The following is a 20,737-nucleotide window of genomic DNA, read 5'->3' on the forward strand; positions in this document are numbered from 1 at the left end:
GCGCCCGCGGGCGCCTTTTTGCATGGGTGGGAAAACACTGAACGCTATTTGCGCTTGCTGCCGCCCAGCAAAGACCCCATCAGGCCGCGGACCAACTGGCGACCGAACTGGTTGGCAGCCTGGCGCATCGCCGACTTCAATGCCTGTCCCGCAGCGCCACTGAGAAACTCACCGGCCTTGTCGGCCAGGCTTGGCGCGGGCGGCTGTACGGGGTCGGCGGCGGGCGCCAGTTTGCGCGCGGTCAGCAGTTCATAGGCGGACTCGCGATCCACTGGCTGATCGTAGCGCCCGGCCAGTGCAGAGCCGCGGACCACGGCGGCACGCTCGGTGTCCGTCAGCGGACCGATACGCGACTGCGGCGGCGCGATCGAGACGCGCCGGACCATCGCCGGGGTGCCTTTCTCTTCCAGCGTTCCGACCAAGGCCTCGCCAGTGCCCAGTTCGGTGAGCACCGCCAGGGTGTCGAACTCGGGGTTGGGGCGGAAACCTTCGGCAACCGCCTTGAGCGCTTTCTGCTCTCGAGCGGTGAACGCCCGCAGACCGTGCTGGATGCGCAGGCCGAGCTGGGCCAGTACCGCATCGGGCAGGTCGCTGGGGGACTGGGTGACGAAGTACACGCCGACGCCCTTGGAGCGGATCAGTCGCACCACTTGCCCCAGGCGATCCTGCAGGGCTTTGGGTGTGCCGTTGAACAACAAATGGGCTTCGTCGAAAAACAGCGCCAGCAACGGCTTGTCGGCATCGCCGCGCTCGGGCAACTGCTCGAACAGCTCGGCCAGCAGCCACAGCAGGAACGTGGCGTAGACTTTCGGCGCCTCGTGCACCAGGCGGCTGGCGTCGAGCAAATGGATGCGACCACGGCCGTCGGCGTCGGGGTGCAGAATGTCTTCCAGGCGCAACGCCGGCTCACCGAACAGCGCTTCGGCGCCCTGCTGCTCCAGCGTGGCAAGGCGGCGCAACAGGGCCTGGCTCGAGCCCGTGGTCATCAGCGCGCTGTCGTCACCGAGCAGCTCTGGGTTGTCCCGGAGGTGGTTGAGCAGCGCCTTGAGATCCTTGAGGTCGAGCAGCAGCAAGCCTTCGCGGTCGGCTACCTTGAAGGCGGCGTACAGCGCGGACTGTTGGCTGTCGGTGAGTTCCAGCAAGCTGCCCAGCAGCAGCGGTCCCATTTCGCTCAGCGTGGTACGCAACGGATGGCCGGATTGCCCATGGATGTCCCAGAGGGTGACCGGACAGGCCTGAGCGCGGTAATCCAGCCATGGCATCTGCGCAATCCGCTCGGCGATCTTGCCCTGCGGATTGCCGCTGGCGCCGAGGCCGCACAGATCGCCTTTGATATCGGCGGCAAAGACCGCCACCCCGGCCTCGCTGAAAGCCTCCGCTAGGCGCTGCAGGGTGACCGTCTTGCCGGTGCCGGTGGCGCCGGCGATCAAACCGTGGCGGTTGGCCAGGCGCAGGTCCAGGCCCACTGGCTCACCGCTGGAATCGGCACCGAACAATACGTGTCGGGCATCCGTCATCTTGCACCTCTGCTGTTATTCAATGAAGCATGGCCCAGCGTAATGCCAAATCGGCCAGTGTGCAGGAAAAAATCCTGGGTGAATCCAAGTCGCTGACGAATCGCTGCGACGCGGCTATCATCTCGCCCACGACGGCCCGACGCCGGCCCACACGGACTCTTCTATGCAATGCACTCGCCTTTCCCCTCCCGCGAACCTCGCGACGAATCGCCAACCATGAGTCGAATGCTGTGGCTGGTTCTGATCATCGTCGTAGCCGTGCTGATTCCCGTGCTCATGGGCGGCAGCGAAATGCTCCAGCGCCTGCGCGGGTTCTCGCTGCTCCTGCTGCTGGGCATGTTCGGCATGATCTGCGTCGGCTGGGTGGTGAATGCCATGCGCCTGCGCTTGCTGCTGGCCGAGCAGGCGGCACGCATCGGTCGGCTGAAGACGGTTGCCGTAGTGATGGCGGCCGAGTTCGCCTATTGCGCGACCCCAGGCGGCAGCGGCGCACCACTGACCCTGCTGGCCTTGCTGGGACGCCAGGGCATCGGCGCGGCCAAGACCAGTGCCGTGTTCGCCATGGACCAGCTCAACGACCTGATGTTCTTCTTCTTCGCCCTGCTGTGCATTCTGGTCTACGCGCTGTTTCACAACCTCAGCCAGGCACTGGAAAGCATGCTGCTGGCCAGTGGGATTCTGATGACGGGCGCGTTGATAGCATGCGCAGTACTGGCGCGCTATCACCGCCCGGTGATCAAGATCAACGGGCGGCTCCTGCAACTGCTGCGCATCAAGCCCGCCACACGACGGCGCTGGGCGCGCAAGCTGCTGCATTTTCTCGACGCCTTCGCTGACAACTTCCGCCTGCCGCGCCGCGTGCTTGCCCAGGTGTTCGCCTTGACCTGCGTGCACTGGACGCTGCGCTACAGCGTGCTGTATTTCACTTTGCAGGGGTTGGGCAGTGAGGTGGACTGGGCATGGAGCTTCCTGATCCAGATGCTGGCCCTGAGCGCCGGCCAGTTCAGCCTGTTGCCCGGCGGTGCGGGCGCCGCCGAGCTGGCCTCGGCTGCTCTGCTGGCGCCCATGGTGGGCAAGTCGACCGCTGCCGCCGCGATTCTGATCTGGCGGCTGGTCACCTACTACTTCTACCTGATCGCCGGCGGCCCGGTATTCGTCGCGCTGCTGGGCAAGCCCTTGCTCAACAAGCTGCTGCGGGCCCGCCAGGCTTGACCGCAGCGGGCGTGTCGACGTCGCTGGCAGGCTTGGCCTGCTGCTGTTCCCGCAACTGCTGCGCCCACAACGCCTCGGCACCCGGAAAATCGGTGCCGTGCTCCTCGCTCAGTGCCTCGGGATCGTAGCGGCTCGCACAGCCCGCACCGAGCACCGGCAACGGCTTGGCACTGGCCTTGTCGCGCGGCTCGCCCATGCTCAGCTGAACACCACGGTCTTGTTGCCGTGCACCATCACACGGTCTTCCAGGTGATAGCGCAGGCCACGGGCCAGGACCATCTTCTCGACATCGCGACCGAAGCGCACCATGTCGTCGATGCTGTCGCTGTGGCTGACGCGTACCACGTCCTGCTCGATGATCGGGCCGGCGTCCAGCTCTTCGGTGACATAGTGACAGGTGGCACCGATCAGCTTCACGCCGCGCAGCGAGGCCTGGTGATAAGGCTTGGCGCCGACGAAAGACGGCAGGAAGCTGTGATGGATGTTGATGATCTTGCCGGCATAGGCCTGGCACAACTGCGGCGGCAGAATCTGCATGTAGCGCGCCAGTACTACCACGTCGGCCTGGTGCTGATCGACCAGGCGCGAGACTTCGGCGAACGCCGGCTGCTTGTCCTGGGGGTCGACCGGTACGTGGTAGTAGGGAATGCCGTGCCATTCGACCATGCTGCGCAGGTCGTCGTGGTTGGACACCACGCAGGCGATGTCGCAGTCCAGTTCGTTGCTGTGCCAGCGGTGCAGCAGGTCGGCCAGGCAGTGGGATTCGCGGCTGGCCATGAGCACCACGCGCTTCTTCTGTGCGGTGTCGGTGACCCGCCATTCCATGCCGAACTCTTCGGCGATGGGCGCGAAGGCTTCGCGGAAGGCGTCGATGTCGAACGGCAGGGTGTCGGCACGAATTTCGTGGCGCATGAAGAACCAACCGTTCTGGTCATCGGAGTGGTGGTTCGATTCGGTGATCCAGCCATTGTGGGACGCCAGGAAATGGCTGACTTTGGCAACGATGCCAACGCGGTCCGGGCAAGCGGTCACCAGCCGAAAAGTGCGCATGTATTCAAACTCCAGAAACTTCGCAAAGGGCGCCATTCTAGCGGCTGACGGGCAAACCTGCAGTATTGATTGCAGCCTTTCAAGCCTGGCGCAAACCCGCCGCGCTTGACGCGGCGAACCGCCAGCGCACTGTCGATGCGTTCACAGGTATTAAATAGAGCTCGCCGGTAATGACATGAAAAATCATTCACCTGGATGTTACAGGCGACGCCGGCATCAACGCAGTGTTTGCGTTAAATGTTTACTTGGCTTCGGGGGATGCTTATTATCACGACACTGTTTCCACTGACACTTGCATTACCGAGGTATGACCATGTCCCTGATCAACGAATATCGCGCGACCGAAGAAGCCATCAAAGAGCTCCAGGCACGCTTGAAGAATCTGTCCGAAGACGACAAATTGCAGACCGAACTGGAATTCGAAGGCAAACTGCGCACCCTGATGGGCGAATACCAGAAATCGCTGCGCGACATCATTGCCCTGCTGGATCCGGAAGCCAAGTTGAACAAGGCACCGCGCCCCACCACTGGCAAAGTTACCGGTACCAAGCGCGCGCGCAAGGTCAAACAATACAAGAACCCGCACAACGGTGAAGTCATCGAAACCAAGGGTGGCAACCACAAGACCCTGAAAGAATGGAAAGCCAAATGGGGTGGTGATGTGGTCGAGAGCTGGGCCAGTTTCCTCGGCTGATCGTTACATCGTTTGCATCGCAGCCTGTAGATCACAGCCTGTAGATAAAAAAACGCCAGTCCTGTGACTGGCGTTTTTTATGGCCGCGACTTCAATTCAAGTCGGCTGTAGGCCCAGGCGCACCGCCAGTGCCTGTGCGTAGGCCTGCCAGTGACGCAACACCTGGGTCTGCAGCGGGTCGGCCTTGGCCATGCATTCGGCCAGCGCGACATTGAAGCCTTGCAAAGTATTGGGCGCGCCCAATTGTCGATCACTCAAGCGCTGTTGACAGAATTGCAACCAACGCTGTGTTTCAAGAGGATTCAGGGTATGCGGAAAGTTGCGCGCCCTGTAGCGAAACAACAGTTCAGGCAGTCGCTCGTCATCGAATATCCATTGCGCAGTGGCCAACTGTTCTGGATCCAATGTACGAATCCGTTCGCACAATAACCGGTCACGGTCACCGATGAACCCGTCGTACAACTGTTGTTCCGGATCGACACTCTCGGAAAACGCTTGCGCTTGATACAACGGCGGCAATTTGTATTGCCATTGCGGTTGAGCGTCGCACAAGCGCATTGCCCGAGCTTGATAGAGCGGTTTGTCGAGATTCAGGCGTTGCCAATCCTCCTCACGCAATACGCCGAGCGGGGCTATTACCGGGCAGCGATTGATGTGCAGAAGTTTCAAAGGCAATGGCGCCTCGCCTTCAGCCAGGTCCTGCCAGCGTTTGTAGAGACGCTCTTGCAATATTTCGATACTTTGCTCGATCAACGGCTGCGGATCGTGAGCCAAGTCATAGACAATCAAGGCATTGCGATTCTTTGGATGCCAAGCCAACGGCATCACCACTGCGGCATAGCGTCGCGCTGCGCCGAATTGCCCGGAAACATGTACCAGAGGCTGCAACAACTGGATGTTTTCCTGCACCCGTTGTTTGCCACGCAATTGGAACAGCCAGTCGTAGAGCCGGGGTTGGCGCTGACGGATCAAGCGTGCCAGGGCAATGGTGGCACGAACGTCGGACAAGGCGTCATGCGCCTGGCCATGGTCAATGCCGTTGGCGGCCGTGAGCAACTCCAGGCGCATGCTCGCCCGTCCGTCTACCTGCGGCCAGTGGATGCCCTCGGGGCGCAGCGCATAGGCAGCGCGGACCACGTCGATCAAGTCCCAACGGCTGTTGCCACCTTGCCACTCGCGACCGTAAGGGTCGAAGAAATTGCGATAGAGGCTGTAGCGGGTCATTTCATCATCGAAGCGCAAGCTGTTGTAGCCGGCCCCGCAGGTACCGGGCATCGCCAACTGCGCGTGGACCCGGGTCATGAAATCGGCCTCGCTCAGGCCGCGATCGGCGAGGCGCTCCGGAGTGATGCCGGTGATCATGCAGGCTGCCGGATGCGGCAGAATGTCGTCACTGGGCTGGCAGTACAGATTGACCGGCGGCGCGATCTCGTTGAGGTCTGCATCGGTGCGGATGCCGGCAACCTGCAAGGGCCGATCACACCGCGGATTGATACCGGTGGTTTCGTAGTCGTACCAGAAAATGCTGGAAGTCACTGAAGTGTCCTGTGCGCAGTAGCGCAACAGTGTAGAGCCCTGCCCCGCATGAGGCCACGGTTGTCGGGCAGCGTCAGCCCCGGCGCCGAAACACTGCCACGCTCAGGCGATCCATCCAGCCGAAAATGCGTTGCTGGACGCGCCCCCAGAACGGTCGACGGCGCCAGTCGGTCAGGCTGACTTCATGGCTGGCGGCGAAGTCGGTGATGAAGCTGCGCTGCACCGCCTCGGTCAGGCTGGGGTCCAGCGCTTCGAGGTTGGCTTCCAGATTGAAGCGCAGGTTCCAATGGTCGAAGTTGCACGAGCCCACGCTGACCCAGTCGTCGATCAAGACCATTTTCAAGTGCAGAAAACAGGGCTGGTACTCGTAGATCTTGACCCCTGCCTTGAGCAACTTCGGGTAATAGTTGTGCCCGGCGTACCGCACCGATGGGTGGTCGGTGCGCGGGCCGGTGAGCAACAGTCTGACGTCAATGCCACGACTGGCGGCGCGGCGCAGCGAGCGGCGCACCTTCCAGGTGGGCAGAAAATACGGTGTCGCCAGCCAGATGCGACGCTGCCCGCTGTTCAGTGCGCGCACCAGCGACTGCAGGATGTCGCGATGTTGCCGGGCATCGGCGTAGGCAACCCGACCCAGCCCCTGGCCGCCGTCGGGCATGGGCGGTACGCGTGCCAGGCCAAAGTGGGTCGGCGGACGCCACGCGGTGCGCCTGAGGTTGGCGCGCCATTGGCGGTCGAACAGCATCTGCCAGTCAGCGACCAAGGTGCCCGTCATGGCCACCATCACCTCATGCCATTCGCTGACACTTTCATTTGGCTGCCAGAACTCGTCGGTGACACCAGTGCCGCCGACCATCGCCCATTGCTGGTCCACCAGCAACAGTTTGCGATGGTCGCGGTAGAGGTTGCGCACGCCCCGGCGCCAACTGATCGGGTTGTAGAAACGCAGCTCCACCCCAACGTCGGTCAAGTGCGCGCGCAGTTCTGCGGTGAAGGCCAGCGAGCCGTAGTGGTCGAACAGGCAGCGTACATGCACGCCCCGTGCGGCCGCCGCGTGCAGTGCCTGGACCACGGCCTGGGCACAGGCGCCTGCCTCCACCAGGTACAGTTCCAGATCGATCGCGTGCTCGGCCTGGCCGATGCGCTCGAGCATGCGCGGGAAGAACTGCGGCCCGTCGATCAGCAACTCGAATTCGCTGCTCTCGCGCCACGGAAACACCGGCCCGCCCATGTCAGCGCCCCTGCATGACAGATAGGGTCGCTTGCAAGCCGTTCGATTCACGCATGGGCAGTCCTGTAACCAGGTGGATGGAGACATCGGTGGCGGGTGCAGGCAGACCAGGTTCGGGCCGGTTCATCCGTCGCTCCCGGGAATCAAGCGGCAGCCTTGCCGTGGCCCAACCCAGGCCGCCGTATTGCTGCGCCCCAGGCCGCTGGCCAGAACCCGCCGCTGGCCAGCGTCTTCGCTCAGGCTGCTGAGCGGAAGATACTGCTTGATGTAGCTCTGACAGTAGTCGGCACTGTTTTGCAGCACATAGCGGCACGAACAGTATTCCTTTGCCGAAAAGGCGCTGAGGATGTCGGGAAAGGCCAGCAACTGCGTGCGTTCGTGCCACAGCCAGGTCGCCGCTGCCAGCGAGAGCAACAGGCCGAGCGCCGCCCAGGCGCGCTTGCCAGTGCTCATTGGCCACCTGGTGCGGCGAAGGCGGCCATGATCCGCTGCAATAGCGCATCATGGCTGAAGCTGCCATCGCGGTCGTCGGCATAGCGCACCACCACCAGGCGTTGCTCGGGCAGCACGTACAGGGCCTGCCCCCAGTGCCCCAGCGCCGCCATCGTGCTGCGCGGGGCGTGGGGCCAGGCCATATTGCTGTTGAGCCACCAATGAGCACCCGCAGCGGGTTCTCCTGCAACGTCCTGACTTGGCGCGAACGGCGCGCGGTTGAAGGCCACCCACGCCTGCGGCAGCAATTGCCGGCCACGCCATTGGCCGTCGCGCTGCATCAGCAGGCCCACGCGGGCCAGATCGCGCGCGGTCAGGTAGGCATAGGACGAGGCGACGAATGTGCCGCTGGCATCGGTTTCCCACACCGCCTGGTCGATACCCAGAGGGGTGAACAAGGCCTGCCAGGGATAGTCCGGGTACTCGTGCAGGCCGACCATGTTGCGCAGCGCTGCGGCGAGCAGATTGCTGTCGCCACTGGAGTAGCGGAAATGTTCGCCGGGCGCGTAGGCACGCCCGTGGCTGGCGGCATAGCTGGCCATGTCGCGATGACCACGGGTGTAGAGCATCGCCACCACCGAAGAATTGAGCGGCGCATATTCGTAGTCTTCCTGCCAGTCCAGCCCCGACGCCCAGTGAAACAGGTCTTGCACGCGTATGTCGCGGTGCTGGGCGAGGGGCTGGAAGTAGTCGGCGGCGGCATCCTGCAGGGCGAAACGCCCTTCGCCATAGGCCACGCCCATTACCGTGGCCAGCAGGCTCTTGCTGATCGACCAGGTGGCATGCACACGGTCGGCAGCACCGGGGCCGGCGTAGCGCTCGTAGACGATCTCGCCGTCGCGCACCACCAGCAACGCATCGGTGCGCACGCCTTGGCGCACGACGTCATCGCGGGCGACGAACGCGTACTGCTCAAGGGCGGCAATGGCCGGCGACGCCGGTGCCAGTGCCTGGCCCCAGTGCTCGGACGGCCAATTCTGCGCACACACCGGTAACGCGCACAGCAGGGAGATCGACAGGATAAGCAGACGCGGCATGCGGGGAAGGCTCGTGATCGAGGTTGGAGCGAGTGTGCAGTGCGGGTATGACAGCCGTTCGCTGCAAGAGTTGTGTGGCATGTGGCAGCCGAGGGCTGTCACGCAAGCATCACCAAAGCTTCATGGTGATGACACCGGGTCTTCCTAGGCTGGCCATGCCTAGCAAAATCGACCTGCCGCACTCACCGGCCGGCTTTTGGAGACTTGCAATGACTCAGATCGCACGCTCTGGCGACACCCGTACCGAACGCCGTCTGCACGCCGAACGACTTGTCGGCCCGCAAGCTCTGCACGAGGCCCAGGCCCTGCGCTTCGCCGTCTTCAGCACAGAGCTCAACGCCAAACTCAAGAGCGCCGAGCAGGGTCTGGACGTCGACGACTACGATGCCCATTGCCAGCACATCGGGGTGCGCGACCTGGCCACCGGGCGACTGGTGGCAACCACACGCCTGCTCGACCACCGCGCTGCCGACCGGCTGGGGCGCTTCTACAGCGAAGAAGAGTTCAGCCTGCATGGCTTGCGGCACCTGCAAGGCTCGATCCTGGAAATCGGTCGTACCTGCGTCGCGCCGGCCTACCGCAATGGTGGCACCATCGCAGTTCTGTGGGGCGAGCTGGCGGAAGTGCTCAACGAGGGTGGCTACGACTACCTGATGGGCTGTGCCAGCATTCCGATGCAGGACGGCGGCATTCAGGCCAAGGCAATCATGCAGCGCCTGCGCGAGCGCTACCTGTGCACCGAACACCTGCGCGCCGAGCCAAAGACGCCGCTGCCCAGCCTGGACATTCCAGGCAACGTCATTGCCGAGATGCCGCCGCTGCTCAAGGCCTACATGCGCCTGGGGGCGAAGATCTGCGGCGAGCCGTGCTGGGACCCGGATTTCCAGGTTGCCGACGTGTTCATCCTGCTAAAGCGCGACGATCTCTGCCCGCGCTACGCCCGCCACTTCAAGGCGGCCGTGTGATGCCGCGCTGGCGCGTGTACGCGCGCATCCTGCGACTGCTCTGGGTGATTGGCCTGGGCCTGGCGCTGGCGGCGATGTTCAGCCTGCTGGAACGCCTGCGCGTGCCCGACTGCATGGGCCGTCGCCAGCGTTGGTCGCGCTGGTTCATGGTGCGCCTGAGCAACGCGCTGCCGTTCGAGGTGACCGTGCAGGGCGAGTTGCCGCGCAAGCCCATGCTGTGGGTCGGCAACCATGTCTCCTGGACCGACATTCCCCTGCTCGGCATGCTGGCGCCGCTTTCGTTCCTGTCCAAGGCCGAAGTTCGCACCTGGCCGGTGGCCGGCTGGCTGGCACTCAAGGCCGGCACGTTGTTCATCCGCCGCGGCGCGGGCGACAGCCAGTTGATCCGGCGGCAGATGACCCAGCACCTGCGCAACGATCTGGACCTGATGATCTTCCCCGAGGGCACGACTACCGATGGCCACAGCCTGCGTACGTTCCATGGGCGGCTGATGTCCAGCGCCATCGACGCCGGCGTGCCGGTGCAGCCGATCGCGATCCGCTATCAGCGTGATGGCGAGCTGGATCCGATCGCGCCGTTTGTGGGCGATGACGATCTGTTGTCGCACTTGCTGCGCATTTTTGCTCAGCCTCGCGGGCAGGTATTGATTCAGGTGCTGGCGCCGATCGCCAGCCTGGGCAAGGAACGCGCGGCGCTGGCCTACGAGGCTCAGGAGGCAGTACGGTTCGCGTTGTTCGGGGAGGTTGAGGAGGTGCGGCGGGCGGCGTGAGTCTGGGAGATTGAGTCGACCCTTTCGCGGCCACGAACCGCTCCCACAAACAAACCGCAGCATGTGGTGGGAGTGATCAGTGGCCGCGAAGGTGTCGGCGCGGTCAGTGATTATCCCGCGCAAACCCCTGCACCACCGGATAGAACGCGCGGAAATCCTCGGTCAGCGGCGCGTACAAGGCTTGTACTTCCTCGAACCCTCCAACCAGCCCTTCAGGCTTGGACAAACGCCGGGAAATCCCCTGCAGCACCCGCTCGATGATCTGGAAATCCCGGTACGACCCCAACCAATCCTCGGCGATCATGTGCGGCGCCATGGCCGCCAGCCGCCCCGGCAGCTCTGCTTCGGCTGCCAACGCCTGATAGACATGGTCGGTAAACGCCGCCAGCGGCTNGTACACGCCGCCAGCGGCTGCCGGGAATAATCCGCCCAGTGCAGCGCCAGGCAGTGATCGAAGAACACATCGACGATGATGCCGGCATAGCGCCGTCGCTGCGCCGGGAAGCGGCCGATGGCGCGCAGTACCAGCGGGTGACTGTCGGTGAATGCATCGATCTGCCGATGCAGTCGAATGCCGGCCTCCATGGGTGCGCTGAAGCGCCCTGCCAGCGGGCCCTTGACGAAATCGCCATAGAGACTGCCGAGCAGTTGCTCAGGTGCAGGACCGCCGAGATGAAGGTGTGCCAGGTAGTTCATGCCGCGCAGCTTAGCACCATTGCGGCTGTATCGTTATAACCCGATATGATCGAACGGCCACTGGTTAGCACACATTCATATTTGTATATCGCGAAATACAGATATATATTTCGCCTCGTCCCGATATAAGCCGAGTACGTCATGTCCCTCGATCTCGACGAAATAATAAAAGCCCTCTCCCACCCCGTGCGCAGGGAAATCCTGGCGTGGCTCAAGGATCCCCAGGGGCAGTTTCCCGATCAGCACCACAGCACCGAAAACGGTGTATGTGCCGGGCAGATCGACCAACGCTGCGGCCTCTCGCAGTCGACCGTCTCGGCGCATCTGGCCACCCTGCAACGGGCCGGCCTGATCAGCAGCAAGAAGGTTGGCCAGTGGCACTTTTTCAAACGCAACGAGGACGTCATCCAGGCGTTTCTCGCGCAAATGAGCGCACAGCTCTGACAAGGATTTTCCCATGCCCTTACCCCTGCTGATTCTGGCGCTGAGTTCCTTCGCCATCGGCACCACCGAGTTCGTCATCATGGGCCTGCTGCCTGATGTGGCGGGCGACCTGGGCGTCAGCATTCCCAGCGCCGGCTGGCTGGTCACCGGCTACGCCCTGGGCGTGGCCATCGGCGCGCCGTTCATGGCCCTGGCCACCGCATGCCTGCCGCGAAAGGCGGCGCTGGTGGTGCTGATGGGCATTTTCATCGTCGGCAACCTGCTCTGCGCCATCGCCAGCGACTACAACGTGCTGATGTTCGCTCGCGTGGTCACCGCGCTGTCCCACGGTGCCTTTTTCGGCATCGGCTCGGTGGTAGCGGCCGGGCTGGTAGCACCCAACAAGCGCGCCTCGGCAGTGGCCTTGATGTTCACCGGCCTGACCCTGGCCAACGTGCTTGGCGTGCCGCTGGGCACCGCATTGGGCCAGGCCGCGGGCTGGCGTTCGACCTTCTGGGTGGTGACGCTGATCGGCGTTGTCGCGCTGATCGGTCTGCTGCGTTTTCTGCCAGGCAATCGCGACGAAGCCAAGCTGGACATGGTCGCCGAACTGTCGGCCCTCAAGGGCGCCGGGATCTGGCTGTCGCTGAGCATGACGGCGCTGTTCGCCGCGTCCATGTTCACCCTGTTCACCTACATCGCGCCGTTGCTGGGTGACGTCACCGGCATCTCCCCGCGCGGGGTCACCTACACCCTGCTGCTGATCGGCCTGGGCCTGACCGTGGGCAACATCATCGGCGGCAAGCTGGCCGATCGACGCCTGGGTGCCACCCTGATCGGGGTCTTCGCGGCCATGGCCGTGGTGTCCACCGCGCTGAGCTGGACCGCAGTGGCCGTCGTCCCGACCGAAATCACGTTATTTCTCTGGGCCGCCGCGGCATTCGCCGCCGTGCCTGCGCTGCAGATCAACGTGGTGACCTTCGGCAAGTCTGCGCCCAACCTGGTGTCGACCCTGAACATCAGTGCCTTCAACGTCGGCAATGCCCTGGGCGCCTGGATCGGCGGCGCCGTCATCGCCGGCGGCCTCGGCCTGACCAGCGTGCCACTGGCCGCAGCAGCGCTGGCCGTGCTTGCCCTGATCGTCACCCTGATCACTTTTCGCCAGACCCGGACGCCGGACCTGGCACCCGCCACTCACTGATAGAGGCTGTTCTTCATGACTACACTTTTCGACCCGATCAAGCTCGGCGCACTGGAACTGCCGAACCGCATCATCATGGCACCGCTGACCCGTTGCCGCGCCGACGAGGGCCGCGTGCCCAACCAGATGATGGCCGACTACTATGTGCAACGCGCCAGCGCCGGGCTGATCCTCAGCGAAGCGACCTCGGTGACGCCCATGGGCGTCGGCTACCCGGACACCCCTGGGATCTGGTCCAACGATCAGGTTCGCGGCTGGGCCAATGTCACCCAGGCCGTGCACGCTGCCGGTGGGCGGATCATGTTGCAGCTGTGGCACGTGGGCCGGATCTCGCATTCGCAATACCTGGACGGCGAGTTGCCGGTAGCCCCCAGCGCAATCGCCGCCGACGGCCACGTCAGCCTGGTGCGTCCAATCACTGGTTTCGAAACCCCACGGGCGCTGGAAACCGCTGAAATTGCCGACATCGTCGAGGCTTATCGCGTGGGCGCGGAGAACGCCAAGGCTGCGGGCTTCGATGGCGTGGAAATCCACGGCGCCAATGGTTATCTGCTCGACCAGTTCCTGCAGAGCAGCACCAACCAGCGCACCGACGCCTACGGCGGCTCGCTGGAAAACCGTGCACGGCTGCTGCTGGAAGTGACCGATGCGGCCATCGACGTCTGGGGCGCCGACCGTGTCGGCATGCACCTCTCGCCACGTGCCGACTTGCATGACATGGGCGACGCCAACCGTGCCGAGACCTTCACCTATGTTGCACGCGAACTGGGCAAGCGCGGCATCGCGTTCATCTGTGCCCGCGAGAAAGAAGGCGAGGACAGCCTGGCCGCGCAATTGCGTGATGCGTTTGGCGGTCCGTACATCGTCAACGAGCGCTTCGACAAGGCGTCGGCCAACGCCGCCCTGGCCAATGGCATCGCCGACGCCGTGGCCTTCGGCGTGCCGTACATCGCCAACCCTGACCTGCCGGAGCGCCTGCAGGCCGACGCACCGTTGAACGAGCCGCACCCTGAAACGTTCTACGCCAAGGGCGCTGCCGGCTATCTGGACTACCCGCGCATGTAAGCGCCAGGCCGGGCCGCCACCTGGCGTGCCCGGCCGTTCAGCGACGCAGCTGGCTGATCTGCTGCTGCAGGTTCTGCACCTGATTCTGCAGCGTGTTCAGGCTGCGCGTGGCCTGCCCGCGAAAGGCATCGAACTCGCTGACGCTCGGCCCACTGGTGGCCGCCGGGCGATTGTCCTGCTCGCTCTTGAGCACGATGAGGTCCTGCTCCAGGCGCTCGAGCTGTGCGCCTGGATTGCTCTTCTTCAATGCGGCCAACTCGCCGTCCACGCTATCCAGACGTGCCTGCAGCTTGCCGGTGTCCGGCTGCGCCTGCTTCAACGTCACAAGCTCGGCCGCCATGGCCTTCAACTGCGCCTGCAATTGCTCGTTGAGCGTCTGCTGCGCAGCCACCTGGGACGCCGCCTGTTCCAGACGAGTCTGCAGCGTGCTCTGCTGGCCGGCCACACCACTTTGTTGCTGAGTCTGTTGCGCCAGCTGGTCCTGCAACTGCTTGATTTCGGCCCGCATCGCTTCGCTACCTGATACGGCAGTGGACTGGGTGTTGGCCACTTTGCCGCTGATGTCCTGCAGGCGCCCCGCCGCTTCTTCGCTGATGCGCGCAAAACTCTCCTGAGTCGCGACCAACTGCTGCTCCATCAGGTTGATCTGCTGGAAACTCCACCAGCCCAGGCCGCCCAGGGCGATGAACAACGCACCGATCAGTGCCCACAGCGCACCCGTGCTGGGCGCCTTGACGCGCACCACCGGCATGTTGCGCGAGTACAGCGCCTCGCGATCGCGCCCGCCGCCCACTGGGGCAAACTCGTGGTCGTCGCGGGTATCGCCGCGCAGGCTGGGCAGATTGTCGTCGAAGTCGTCGGGAGCATCTTTGCGCATGTGAGAAACCTTTGTGTCACGGGTAATGGCCAGGACCGCGAGTATACCCTTGCAACGACGGGCACTGGCCGACCACCCGGGCGATTGGCTCAACCGCCGGGCGTGACCTGGGCCCGCCACCAGCCACAGAATTCATCCAGCGATGCCCACAAGGAAGTGCGTGGGTCGTAGCCCAGATAATGCCGGGCACGATTGATATCCAGGGTGAAATGCTCGTGCAGGGCCTGCACTTCCAGACGCGACAGGCGCGGTCGGGGTTGGCCGGGCCAGAGCAGGCAGGCCGCTTCGCAGGCCGCAGCGGTGCCGTGGGCCAGACCGAAGTCGCGGTAGCGCCGCACCTGGGGCAACTCCAGCTGACGCATCACGTAGTTGATCACGTCCCATAACGGAATCGGCGCGCCATTGCTGATGTTGTAGACCTGATTGAGTGCGGTATCGCCCGCCGTCAGAGCACCCAGCAGTGCCTGGTTGAGGTTCTGCACGCTGGTGAAATCGACCTTGTTCAAGCCGTCGCCGATGATCCGTAGGCGATTCTTGCGCTGCATCTCGATCAACCGCGCGAATTGCTGCCCGTCACCCGCACCGGTCACCCGATGTGCTCGCAGCACAACGGTTTCCAGACCGAACTCGGCAGCGCCGAGCACCTTGCGCTCGGCCAGCCATTTGCTCTGCGCGGCATGCCCGCGCAGACGTCCCGGTACCTGCTCTTCCTTGACCGCCAGGTGGCTGCGACCGTCGAAACAGACCGCTGCCGAAGACAGGTACACCAGCCGCTGCACGTGCTCCTTGAGACAGGCCTCGACGACGTTCTCGGTGACCTCGACATTGGCCTGCTGGAACAGCTGAGCGCGACCCCAGGTACCTGCCGCACCGGCGCAATGGACCACGGCGTCGACGCCGATGCACAGGCGCTTGGCCAGGTCGGGGTCGAGCAGGTCACCTTGCATGAACTGGGCGCCGCGTCGTACCAGATGCTCCACCCCTTCGGCCCGGCGACCGTTGATGCGCACTTCAAGCCCCTGCTCCAACGCCAGGCGCGTGAAGCGTCCGCCGATGAAGCCGCTTGCGCCGGTAACCAGAATCTTCATGAATTGCTCCGCTGTGCATCGTTCAATGTGTTGCCGCCGTACGACCTCGGGAAGGTCCTGCAGCGTTCTTCGAGGTCACTCGCTACCCGGCACCCTGGCTGTGGGCGACCGGGCCGCTAGCGGTAGACGCACGCAGGGCTCACAGCGGCACCAACCAGCTTCCCGCGCCCTCGCGCAGATGCCGGGTGAGGCGCTCGAGCAGTTGCCCGCCGTTGCGCCAGTGATGCCAGTACAACGGTACATCCACCGGATGACCGGTGATGATCTCGATCAGGCTGCCATCGGCCAGTGCGTCCTCGACCTGCAGCTCCGGGACCATGCCCCAGCCCATCCCGGCCTTGGCCAACCGGTTGAACCCTTCCGACGACGGGCACAGGTGATGGAGAAAACCTTCCGCCAGCCCCAGCGACGCCAGAAAGCGATGCTGCAGATAGTCGTCGGGGCCGAACACCAGCGCGGGCGTGCGGGGCAGATGGGCAGGTTCGAAGCCTGTGGGAAAATGCCTAGCCATGAAGCCGGGGCTGGCCAGCGCACGATAGCGCATAGCCCCCAGCAACAGACTGCGCGCCCCGGCCAGGGGCCGCTCGCTGGCACACAGGCACGCGGCCACTTCACCGGCGCGCATGCGCTTGAGCCCGACGTCCTGATCCTCCACCACGTGGTCCAGCAGCAACTGCTCACGAATGCAGAAATCTGCGACCGCACCGGCCCACCAAGTGCCCAGGCTGTCGGCGTTCAAGGCAATGCGCAGGCGCTCGGGCATGCCCTGTTCGTCCAGCGCCGGCACCTGACCCTGCAGGTCACGTTCGAGCAATCGCACCTGCTGCACGTGGTTGAGCAGGCGCCGGCCGATATCGGTGGGTGCCGGCGGCGTAGCGCGAATCAGCACGGGCTGACCCACCCGCGCCTCGAGCAGCTTGATCCGCTGCGACACGGCCGACTGCGACAAGCCCAGCACCTGCGCAGCGCGCTCGAAGCCTGCCTGCTCCACGACGGCGGCCAGCGCGGCGAGCAACTTGTAATCGAACATCAGATTTCCTAATGAGTGATCAGCACTATTGCTTTTTCTTATAGCGCACCGTCACTCACAATGGCCAGTATCCAATGGGAGATACAGCGATGTGGCAGAGTTATTTGAACGGTTTGCTGGTCGCGTTCGGCCTGATCATGGCGATCGGCACGCAGAACGCTTTCGTTCTGGCGCAGAGCCTGCGCCGTGAGCATCACCTGCCCGTGGCGCTGCTGTGCGTGGTATGCGATGCGCTGCTGGTGGCTGCGGGTGTGTTCGGCCTGGCCACGGTCCTGGCGCACAATCCGACCTTGCTGGCGGTGGCACGCTGGGGCGGCGCGTTGTTTCTGCTCTGGTACGGCGTCAAGGCCCTGCGCCGTGCCTGCTCGCGGCAGAGCCTGGAACAGGCCGGCACCGCCGGGTTGCGCTCGCGCAAGGCGGTGCTGCTCAGCGCGCTGGCGGTGACCCTGCTCAACCCCCACGTGTATCTGGACACAGTCCTGCTGATCGGCTCGCTCGGCGCTCAGCAAAGCGTGCCTGCCGCCTATGTCGCCGGCGCCACCAGCGCATCGCTGCTGTGGTTCTTCGGCCTGGCGCTGGCTGCGGCGTGGCTGGCACCCTGGCTGGCACGGCCCAACACCTGGCGCCTGCTCGATCTGATGGTGGCGGTCATGATGTTCGCCGTGGCGGCACAGCTGGTGTTTGCCTGAAACCGTCAGTCTGGCCGCGCAAAGGCTCTGGAACCTCTATTCCACACAGTTGTTGCGTGGTTAAGCCACTATGCCGATGCTATGATCCGGCACTGCGTCGCAAAGAGTAAAAACTCGCCGACGTTTCTCAGGCCGCCCGTGATCGGCCTTGCGCAAACCGCAACAGACCTGATTAGGAGAATCACCATGGCTTTCGAATTGCCGCCGCTGCCCTACGCCCACGATGCCCTGCAGCCGCACATCTCCAAGGAAACCCTGGAGTATCACCACGACAAGCACCACAACACCTATGTCGTGAACCTGAACAACCTGGTGCCCGGCACCGAGTTCGAAGGCAAGACCCTCGAAGAGATCGTCAAGTCGTCTTCCGGTGGCATCTTCAACAACGCCGCCCAGGTCTGGAACCACACTTTCTACTGGAACTGCCTGGCGCCCAACGCCGGCGGCCAGCCTACCGGTGCCTTGGCCGAAGCGATCAACACCGCATTCGGCTCGTTCGACACCTTCAAGGAAGAATTCACCAAGACGTCGGTCGGCACCTTCGGTTCCGGCTGGGGCTGGCTGGTGAAGAAGGCTGATGGCTCCCTGGCCCTGGCCAGCACCATCGGCGCCGGCAACCCGCTGACCAATGGCGATACCCCGCTGCTGACCTGCGATGTCTGGGAACACGCCTACTACATCGACTACCGCAACGTCCGTCCCAAGTACGTCGAGGCGTTCTGGAACCTGGTGAACTGGGACTTCGTTGCCCAGCAGTACGAAGGCAAGGCATTCACGGCCTGAGCCACAGCGTGCTTGAAAAGCCCGGCCTTTGCGCCGGGCTTTTTTGTGCCCGCCGGCAAACGCCGAAGGCCCGCCTCGTTTACCTTGTTGCTACATTGCCGCTCAAGAATGCGTTCAGGTCGGCCGATACACTAACGCGTCCCCCGGTATTCAAGACCATCGGTATGGCTCGTGTACATTTGTGGCTTTACGGCTCACGGTAAGTTGCCAATACTCATGGCATCTTGATGCCAAGCGTTCGAAACAAGGAATTGCCATTGAAGCTGGAAGTCAGGAACAGCTTGTCCGTCAAGTTGCTTCGCGTGGTACTGATGTCGGCACTGGTCGTGGGCATGGTGCTCAGCTGTGCGCAGATCGTCTTCGATGGCTACAAGACCCGACAGGCCATCTCCGCCGATGCCGAGCGGATCCTGGCCATGTTCCGCGATCCGTCGACCCAGGCGGTCTACAGCCTGGACCGGGAAATGGGCATGCAGGTCATCGAAGGGTTGTTCCAGGACGATGCCGTGCGCCAGGCTTCCATCGGCCATCCCGACGAACCGATGCTCGCCGAACGTTCGCGCCCGCTGCAGAACCTGACCAGCCGCTGGCTGACCGATCGCATCCTGGGCCAGGAGCGCAGCTTCAGTACCCGCCTGATCGGCCGCGGGCCCTACAGCGAATACTACGGCGACCTGCACATCACCCTGGACACCGCCACCTATGGCGAGGATTTCATCGTCAGCTCGGTGATCATCTTCATCTCCGGCACCTTGCGCGCGCTCGCCCTGGGCTTGTTGCTGTACCTGATCTATCACTGGCTGCTGACCAAGCCGTTGTCGCGGATCATCAAACACCTCCTGCAGATCAATCCCGACCGCCCCGGCGAGTACCAATTGCCATTGCCGCGCGGCCATGAACACAACGAGCTGGGCCTGTGGGTGAACACCGCCAACCAGCTCCTGGCCTCCATCGAGCGCAATACCCAACTGCGCCACGAAGCCGAAGACAGCATGCTGCACATGGCCCAGCATGATTTCCTGACCGGTCTGGCCAACCGTGTGCAATTGCAGCAGCAACTGGACAAGGTCCTGCTCGACGCCCACCGCCTGCAGCGACGGGTGGCGGTGCTGTGCGTCGGCCTCGACGACTTCAAGGGCATCAACGAGCAGTTCGGCTACCAGACCGGTGACCAGTTGCTGCGCGCCCTGGCCGATCGCCTGCGGGCCCACAGCGGCAGGTTCGGCACCCTGGCACGCCTGGGCGGCGATCAGTTCGCGCTGGTCCAGGCCGACATCGAACAACCCTACGAGGCGGCGGAACTGGCTCAGCGCATCCTCGACGACCTCGATGCCGCCTTCCCGCTCGACCCGCACTCCATTCGCCTGCGCGCCACCATCGGCATCACCCTGTTTCCCGAAGACGGCGACAGCACCGAAAACCTGCTGCAGAAAGCCGAGCAGACCATGACCCTGGCCAAGGTCCGCTCGCGCAATCGCTACCAGTTCTACATTGCCAGCGTCGACACCGAGATGCGCCGGCGTCGCGAGCTGGAGAAAGACCTGCGCGAGGCACTGGTACGCAATCAGCTGCATCTCGTGTATCAGCCGCAGATCAGCTACCGCGACCACCGGATCGTCGGCGTCGAGGCGCTGCTGAGGTGGCAGCATCCCGAGCACGGCCTGGTGCCGCCCGATCAGTTCATTCCGCTGGCCGAGCAGAACCGCAGCATCATTGCCATCGGCGAGTGGGTGCTCAACGAGGCCTGCAGCCAACTGCGCGAATGGCACGACCAGGGCTTCAGCGGCCTGCGCATGGCGGTCAATCTGTCGACGGTACAGCTGCACCACAACGAATTGCCGCGGGTCGTGAGCAACATCCTGCAAATGTACCGTCTACCACCGCGCAGCCTCGAACTGGAAGTGACCGAAACCGGCCTGATGGAAGACATCAGCACCGCAGCGCAGCACCTGCTGAGTCTGCGACGCTCGGGTGCGCTGATTGCCATCGACGACTTCGGCACGGGCTATTCTTCGCTCAGTTACCTGAAGTCGCTGCCTCTGGACAAGATCAAGATCGACAAGAGCTTCGTGCAGGACGTGCTCAACGACGAGGACGACGCGACCATCGTTCGGGCGATTATCCAGTTGGGCAAGAGCCTGAACATGCAGGTGATTGCCGAAGGCGTGGAAACCCTGGAGCAGGAAGCGTACATCGTCGCTCAAGGCTGTCACGAAGGCCAAGGCTACCTGTACAGCAAGCCGCTGGCTGCTCGCGAACTGACGGCCCTGCTCAAGCAATCCGAGCGCAGCCGTACCAGCCTGGCGCGGACACCGTCGCAAACCTAGCGGCAAACGTGCCAGCCTGAAGGTTTTTTCACATTAACCCTTTACAGAAAATGC

General features: G+C 63.5%; 21 protein-coding genes and 1 pseudogene. 10 read left to right on the top strand and 12 right to left on the bottom strand.

The window, feature by feature from the left end; translation table 11 throughout:
* Positions 1-44: 44 nt before the first annotated feature.
* A complete protein-coding gene (locus IFT57_RS03730; RefSeq protein WP_192150563.1) occupies positions 45-1,517 on the bottom strand; it encodes a helicase HerA-like domain-containing protein in 1,473 nt (490 codons plus the stop codon).
* Between the two features lie 216 nt (positions 1,518-1,733).
* On the opposite strand from IFT57_RS03730, the gene IFT57_RS03735 reads away from it, so the two are divergent.
* A complete protein-coding gene (locus IFT57_RS03735) occupies positions 1,734-2,729 on the top strand; it encodes a lysylphosphatidylglycerol synthase transmembrane domain-containing protein (protein ID WP_192150565.1) in 996 nt (331 codons plus the stop codon).
* On the opposite strand, the gene IFT57_RS03740 is transcribed toward IFT57_RS03735, so the two are convergent.
* Positions 2,698-2,925, bottom strand: a complete 228-nt coding sequence (locus tag IFT57_RS03740) for a hypothetical protein (RefSeq protein WP_192150567.1) — start codon at positions 2,923-2,925, stop codon at positions 2,698-2,700. The genes IFT57_RS03735 and IFT57_RS03740 overlap by 32 nt on opposite strands.
* Before the next feature lie 2 nt (positions 2,926-2,927).
* Positions 2,928-3,779, bottom strand: a complete 852-nt coding sequence (gene purU / locus IFT57_RS03745; protein ID WP_122713377.1) for a formyltetrahydrofolate deformylase — start codon at positions 3,777-3,779, stop codon at positions 2,928-2,930.
* A gap of 313 nt (positions 3,780-4,092) precedes the next feature.
* On the opposite strand from purU, the gene mvaT reads away from it, so the two are divergent.
* Entirely contained in the window at positions 4,093-4,473 is a 381-nt protein-coding gene (mvaT, locus tag IFT57_RS03750; protein WP_122713621.1) for a histone-like nucleoid-structuring protein MvaT, read from the top strand.
* Positions 4,474-4,569: 96 nt separating this feature from the next.
* Here the strand turns inward: mvaT and sbcB are convergent, their stop codons facing one another.
* The 4 genes from sbcB to IFT57_RS03770 form a co-directional block, all read right to left on the bottom strand.
* The gene (sbcB, locus tag IFT57_RS03755) at positions 4,570-6,009 is read right to left on the bottom strand and encodes an exodeoxyribonuclease I (RefSeq protein WP_192150569.1); all 1,440 of its coding nucleotides are present in this window, start codon (positions 6,007-6,009) and stop codon (positions 4,570-4,572) included.
* Positions 6,010-6,082: 73 nt separating this feature from the next.
* Entirely contained in the window at positions 6,083-7,240 is a 1,158-nt protein-coding gene (locus IFT57_RS03760; protein WP_192150889.1) for a phospholipase D-like domain-containing protein, read from the bottom strand.
* Positions 7,241-7,363: 123 nt separating this feature from the next.
* Entirely contained in the window at positions 7,364-7,693 is a 330-nt protein-coding gene (locus IFT57_RS03765; protein WP_122479425.1) for an amidase, read from the bottom strand.
* Positions 7,690-8,769, bottom strand: a complete 1,080-nt coding sequence (locus IFT57_RS03770; protein ID WP_192150571.1) for a serine hydrolase domain-containing protein — start codon at positions 8,767-8,769, stop codon at positions 7,690-7,692. Before IFT57_RS03770 ends, IFT57_RS03765 begins: the two co-directional genes overlap by 4 nt.
* A 209-nt stretch (positions 8,770-8,978) precedes the next feature.
* Here IFT57_RS03770 and olsB point away from each other — a divergent pair, with 209 nt between their 5' ends.
* Positions 8,979-9,734 carry an L-ornithine N(alpha)-acyltransferase gene (gene olsB, locus IFT57_RS03775; RefSeq protein ID WP_192150573.1) on the top strand — a complete coding sequence of 252 codons (756 nt, stop codon included), beginning with the start codon at positions 8,979-8,981 and terminating at the stop codon, positions 9,732-9,734.
* A complete protein-coding gene (locus IFT57_RS03780) occupies positions 9,734-10,504 on the top strand; it encodes a lysophospholipid acyltransferase family protein (protein WP_192150575.1) in 771 nt (256 codons plus the stop codon). Before olsB ends, IFT57_RS03780 begins: the two co-directional genes overlap by 1 nt.
* Positions 10,505-10,607: 103 nt before the next feature.
* Here the strand turns inward: IFT57_RS03780 and IFT57_RS26915 are convergent.
* A partial coding sequence (locus IFT57_RS26915; RefSeq protein ID WP_244657234.1) for an acyl carrier protein phosphodiesterase occupies positions 10,608-10,897 on the bottom strand: 290 nt, incomplete at its 5' end.
* Between the two features lies 1 nt (position 10,898).
* Positions 10,899-11,200 (bottom strand): annotated as a pseudogene (locus IFT57_RS26920) (acyl carrier protein phosphodiesterase); the annotation flags it as partial.
* Between the two features lie 141 nt (positions 11,201-11,341).
* On the opposite strand from IFT57_RS26920, the gene IFT57_RS03790 reads away from it, so the two are divergent.
* From IFT57_RS03790 to IFT57_RS03800, 3 genes are read left to right on the top strand one after another with little or no spacing between them, the layout of a single operon-like run.
* Positions 11,342-11,644, top strand: coding sequence for an ArsR/SmtB family transcription factor (locus IFT57_RS03790; protein ID WP_043186925.1), 303 nt, complete (start codon positions 11,342-11,344; stop codon positions 11,642-11,644).
* Positions 11,645-11,657: 13 nt separating this feature from the next.
* Entirely contained in the window at positions 11,658-12,824 is a 1,167-nt protein-coding gene (locus tag IFT57_RS03795) for an MFS transporter (protein ID WP_192150577.1), read from the top strand.
* A 15-nt stretch (positions 12,825-12,839) separates the two neighbouring features.
* The gene (locus IFT57_RS03800) at positions 12,840-13,889 is read left to right on the top strand and encodes an alkene reductase (RefSeq protein WP_122797159.1); all 1,050 of its coding nucleotides are present in this window, start codon (positions 12,840-12,842) and stop codon (positions 13,887-13,889) included.
* Between the two features lie 37 nt (positions 13,890-13,926).
* On the opposite strand, the gene IFT57_RS03805 is transcribed toward IFT57_RS03800, so the two are convergent.
* The 3 genes from IFT57_RS03805 to IFT57_RS03815 all read right to left on the bottom strand — a co-directional run bounded on the left by IFT57_RS03805 (position 13,927) and on the right by IFT57_RS03815 (position 16,884).
* Positions 13,927-14,766: an ATPase gene (locus IFT57_RS03805; RefSeq protein WP_192150579.1), complete on the bottom strand. Its 840-nt coding sequence runs from the start codon at positions 14,764-14,766 to the stop codon at positions 13,927-13,929.
* 89 nt (positions 14,767-14,855) lie between these two features.
* Complete coding sequence (locus tag IFT57_RS03810) at positions 14,856-15,854, bottom strand: NAD-dependent epimerase/dehydratase family protein (RefSeq protein WP_192150581.1); 999 nt, start codon at positions 15,852-15,854, stop codon at positions 14,856-14,858.
* Between the two features lie 139 nt (positions 15,855-15,993).
* The gene (locus IFT57_RS03815) at positions 15,994-16,884 is read right to left on the bottom strand and encodes a LysR family transcriptional regulator ArgP (protein ID WP_192150583.1); all 891 of its coding nucleotides are present in this window, start codon (positions 16,882-16,884) and stop codon (positions 15,994-15,996) included.
* Between the two features lie 89 nt (positions 16,885-16,973).
* Here IFT57_RS03815 and IFT57_RS03820 point away from each other — a divergent pair, with 89 nt between their 5' ends.
* From IFT57_RS03820 to IFT57_RS03830, 3 genes are all read left to right on the top strand, one after another.
* Positions 16,974-17,573, top strand: a complete 600-nt coding sequence (locus IFT57_RS03820; RefSeq protein WP_122797155.1) for a LysE/ArgO family amino acid transporter — start codon at positions 16,974-16,976, stop codon at positions 17,571-17,573.
* A gap of 186 nt (positions 17,574-17,759) precedes the next feature.
* Positions 17,760-18,356 (top strand): superoxide dismutase, encoded by a 597-nt coding sequence (locus tag IFT57_RS03825; protein ID WP_122713391.1) that lies wholly within the window; start codon positions 17,760-17,762, stop codon positions 18,354-18,356.
* 257 nt (positions 18,357-18,613) lie between these two features.
* Positions 18,614-20,683: a putative bifunctional diguanylate cyclase/phosphodiesterase gene (locus IFT57_RS03830; RefSeq protein WP_122797154.1), complete on the top strand. Its 2,070-nt coding sequence runs from the start codon at positions 18,614-18,616 to the stop codon at positions 20,681-20,683.
* The last annotated feature ends 54 nt before the right edge of the window (positions 20,684-20,737 follow it).

Source organism: Pseudomonas sp. CFBP 13719 (assembly GCF_014842095.1).
GTDB lineage: Bacteria > Pseudomonadota > Gammaproteobacteria > Pseudomonadales > Pseudomonadaceae > Aquipseudomonas.

Bases quoted from the DNA above. Each gene is read 5' to 3' on its own strand.
- IFT57_RS03730 (WP_192150563.1), bottom strand. From the start codon at position 1,517: ATGACGGATGCCCGACACGTATTGTTCGGTGCCGATTCCAGCGGTGAG.
- IFT57_RS03735 (WP_192150565.1), top strand. From the start codon at position 1,734: ATGAGTCGAATGCTGTGGCTGGTTCTGATCATCGTCGTAGCCGTGCTG.
- IFT57_RS03740 (WP_192150567.1), bottom strand. From the start codon at position 2,925: ATGGGCGAGCCGCGCGACAAGGCCAGTGCCAAGCCGTTGCCGGTGCTC.
- purU (WP_122713377.1), bottom strand. From the start codon at position 3,779: ATGCGCACTTTTCGGCTGGTGACCGCTTGCCCGGACCGCGTTGGCATC.
- mvaT (WP_122713621.1), top strand. From the start codon at position 4,093: ATGTCCCTGATCAACGAATATCGCGCGACCGAAGAAGCCATCAAAGAG.
- IFT57_RS03760 (WP_192150889.1), bottom strand. From the start codon at position 7,240: ATGGGCGGGCCGGTGTTTCCGTGGCGCGAGAGCAGCGAATTCGAGTTG.
- IFT57_RS03765 (WP_122479425.1), bottom strand. From the start codon at position 7,693: ATGAGCACTGGCAAGCGCGCCTGGGCGGCGCTCGGCCTGTTGCTCTCG.
- IFT57_RS03770 (WP_192150571.1), bottom strand. From the start codon at position 8,769: ATGCCGCGTCTGCTTATCCTGTCGATCTCCCTGCTGTGCGCGTTACCG.
- olsB (WP_192150573.1), top strand. From the start codon at position 8,979: ATGACTCAGATCGCACGCTCTGGCGACACCCGTACCGAACGCCGTCTG.
- IFT57_RS03780 (WP_192150575.1), top strand. From the start codon at position 9,734: ATGCCGCGCTGGCGCGTGTACGCGCGCATCCTGCGACTGCTCTGGGTG.
- IFT57_RS03790 (WP_043186925.1), top strand. From the start codon at position 11,342: ATGTCCCTCGATCTCGACGAAATAATAAAAGCCCTCTCCCACCCCGTG.
- IFT57_RS03795 (WP_192150577.1), top strand. From the start codon at position 11,658: ATGCCCTTACCCCTGCTGATTCTGGCGCTGAGTTCCTTCGCCATCGGC.
- IFT57_RS03800 (WP_122797159.1), top strand. From the start codon at position 12,840: ATGACTACACTTTTCGACCCGATCAAGCTCGGCGCACTGGAACTGCCG.
- IFT57_RS03805 (WP_192150579.1), bottom strand. From the start codon at position 14,766: ATGCGCAAAGATGCTCCCGACGACTTCGACGACAATCTGCCCAGCCTG.
- IFT57_RS03810 (WP_192150581.1), bottom strand. From the start codon at position 15,854: ATGAAGATTCTGGTTACCGGCGCAAGCGGCTTCATCGGCGGACGCTTC.
- IFT57_RS03815 (WP_192150583.1), bottom strand. From the start codon at position 16,884: ATGTTCGATTACAAGTTGCTCGCCGCGCTGGCCGCCGTCGTGGAGCAG.
- IFT57_RS03820 (WP_122797155.1), top strand. From the start codon at position 16,974: ATGTGGCAGAGTTATTTGAACGGTTTGCTGGTCGCGTTCGGCCTGATC.
- IFT57_RS03825 (WP_122713391.1), top strand. From the start codon at position 17,760: ATGGCTTTCGAATTGCCGCCGCTGCCCTACGCCCACGATGCCCTGCAG.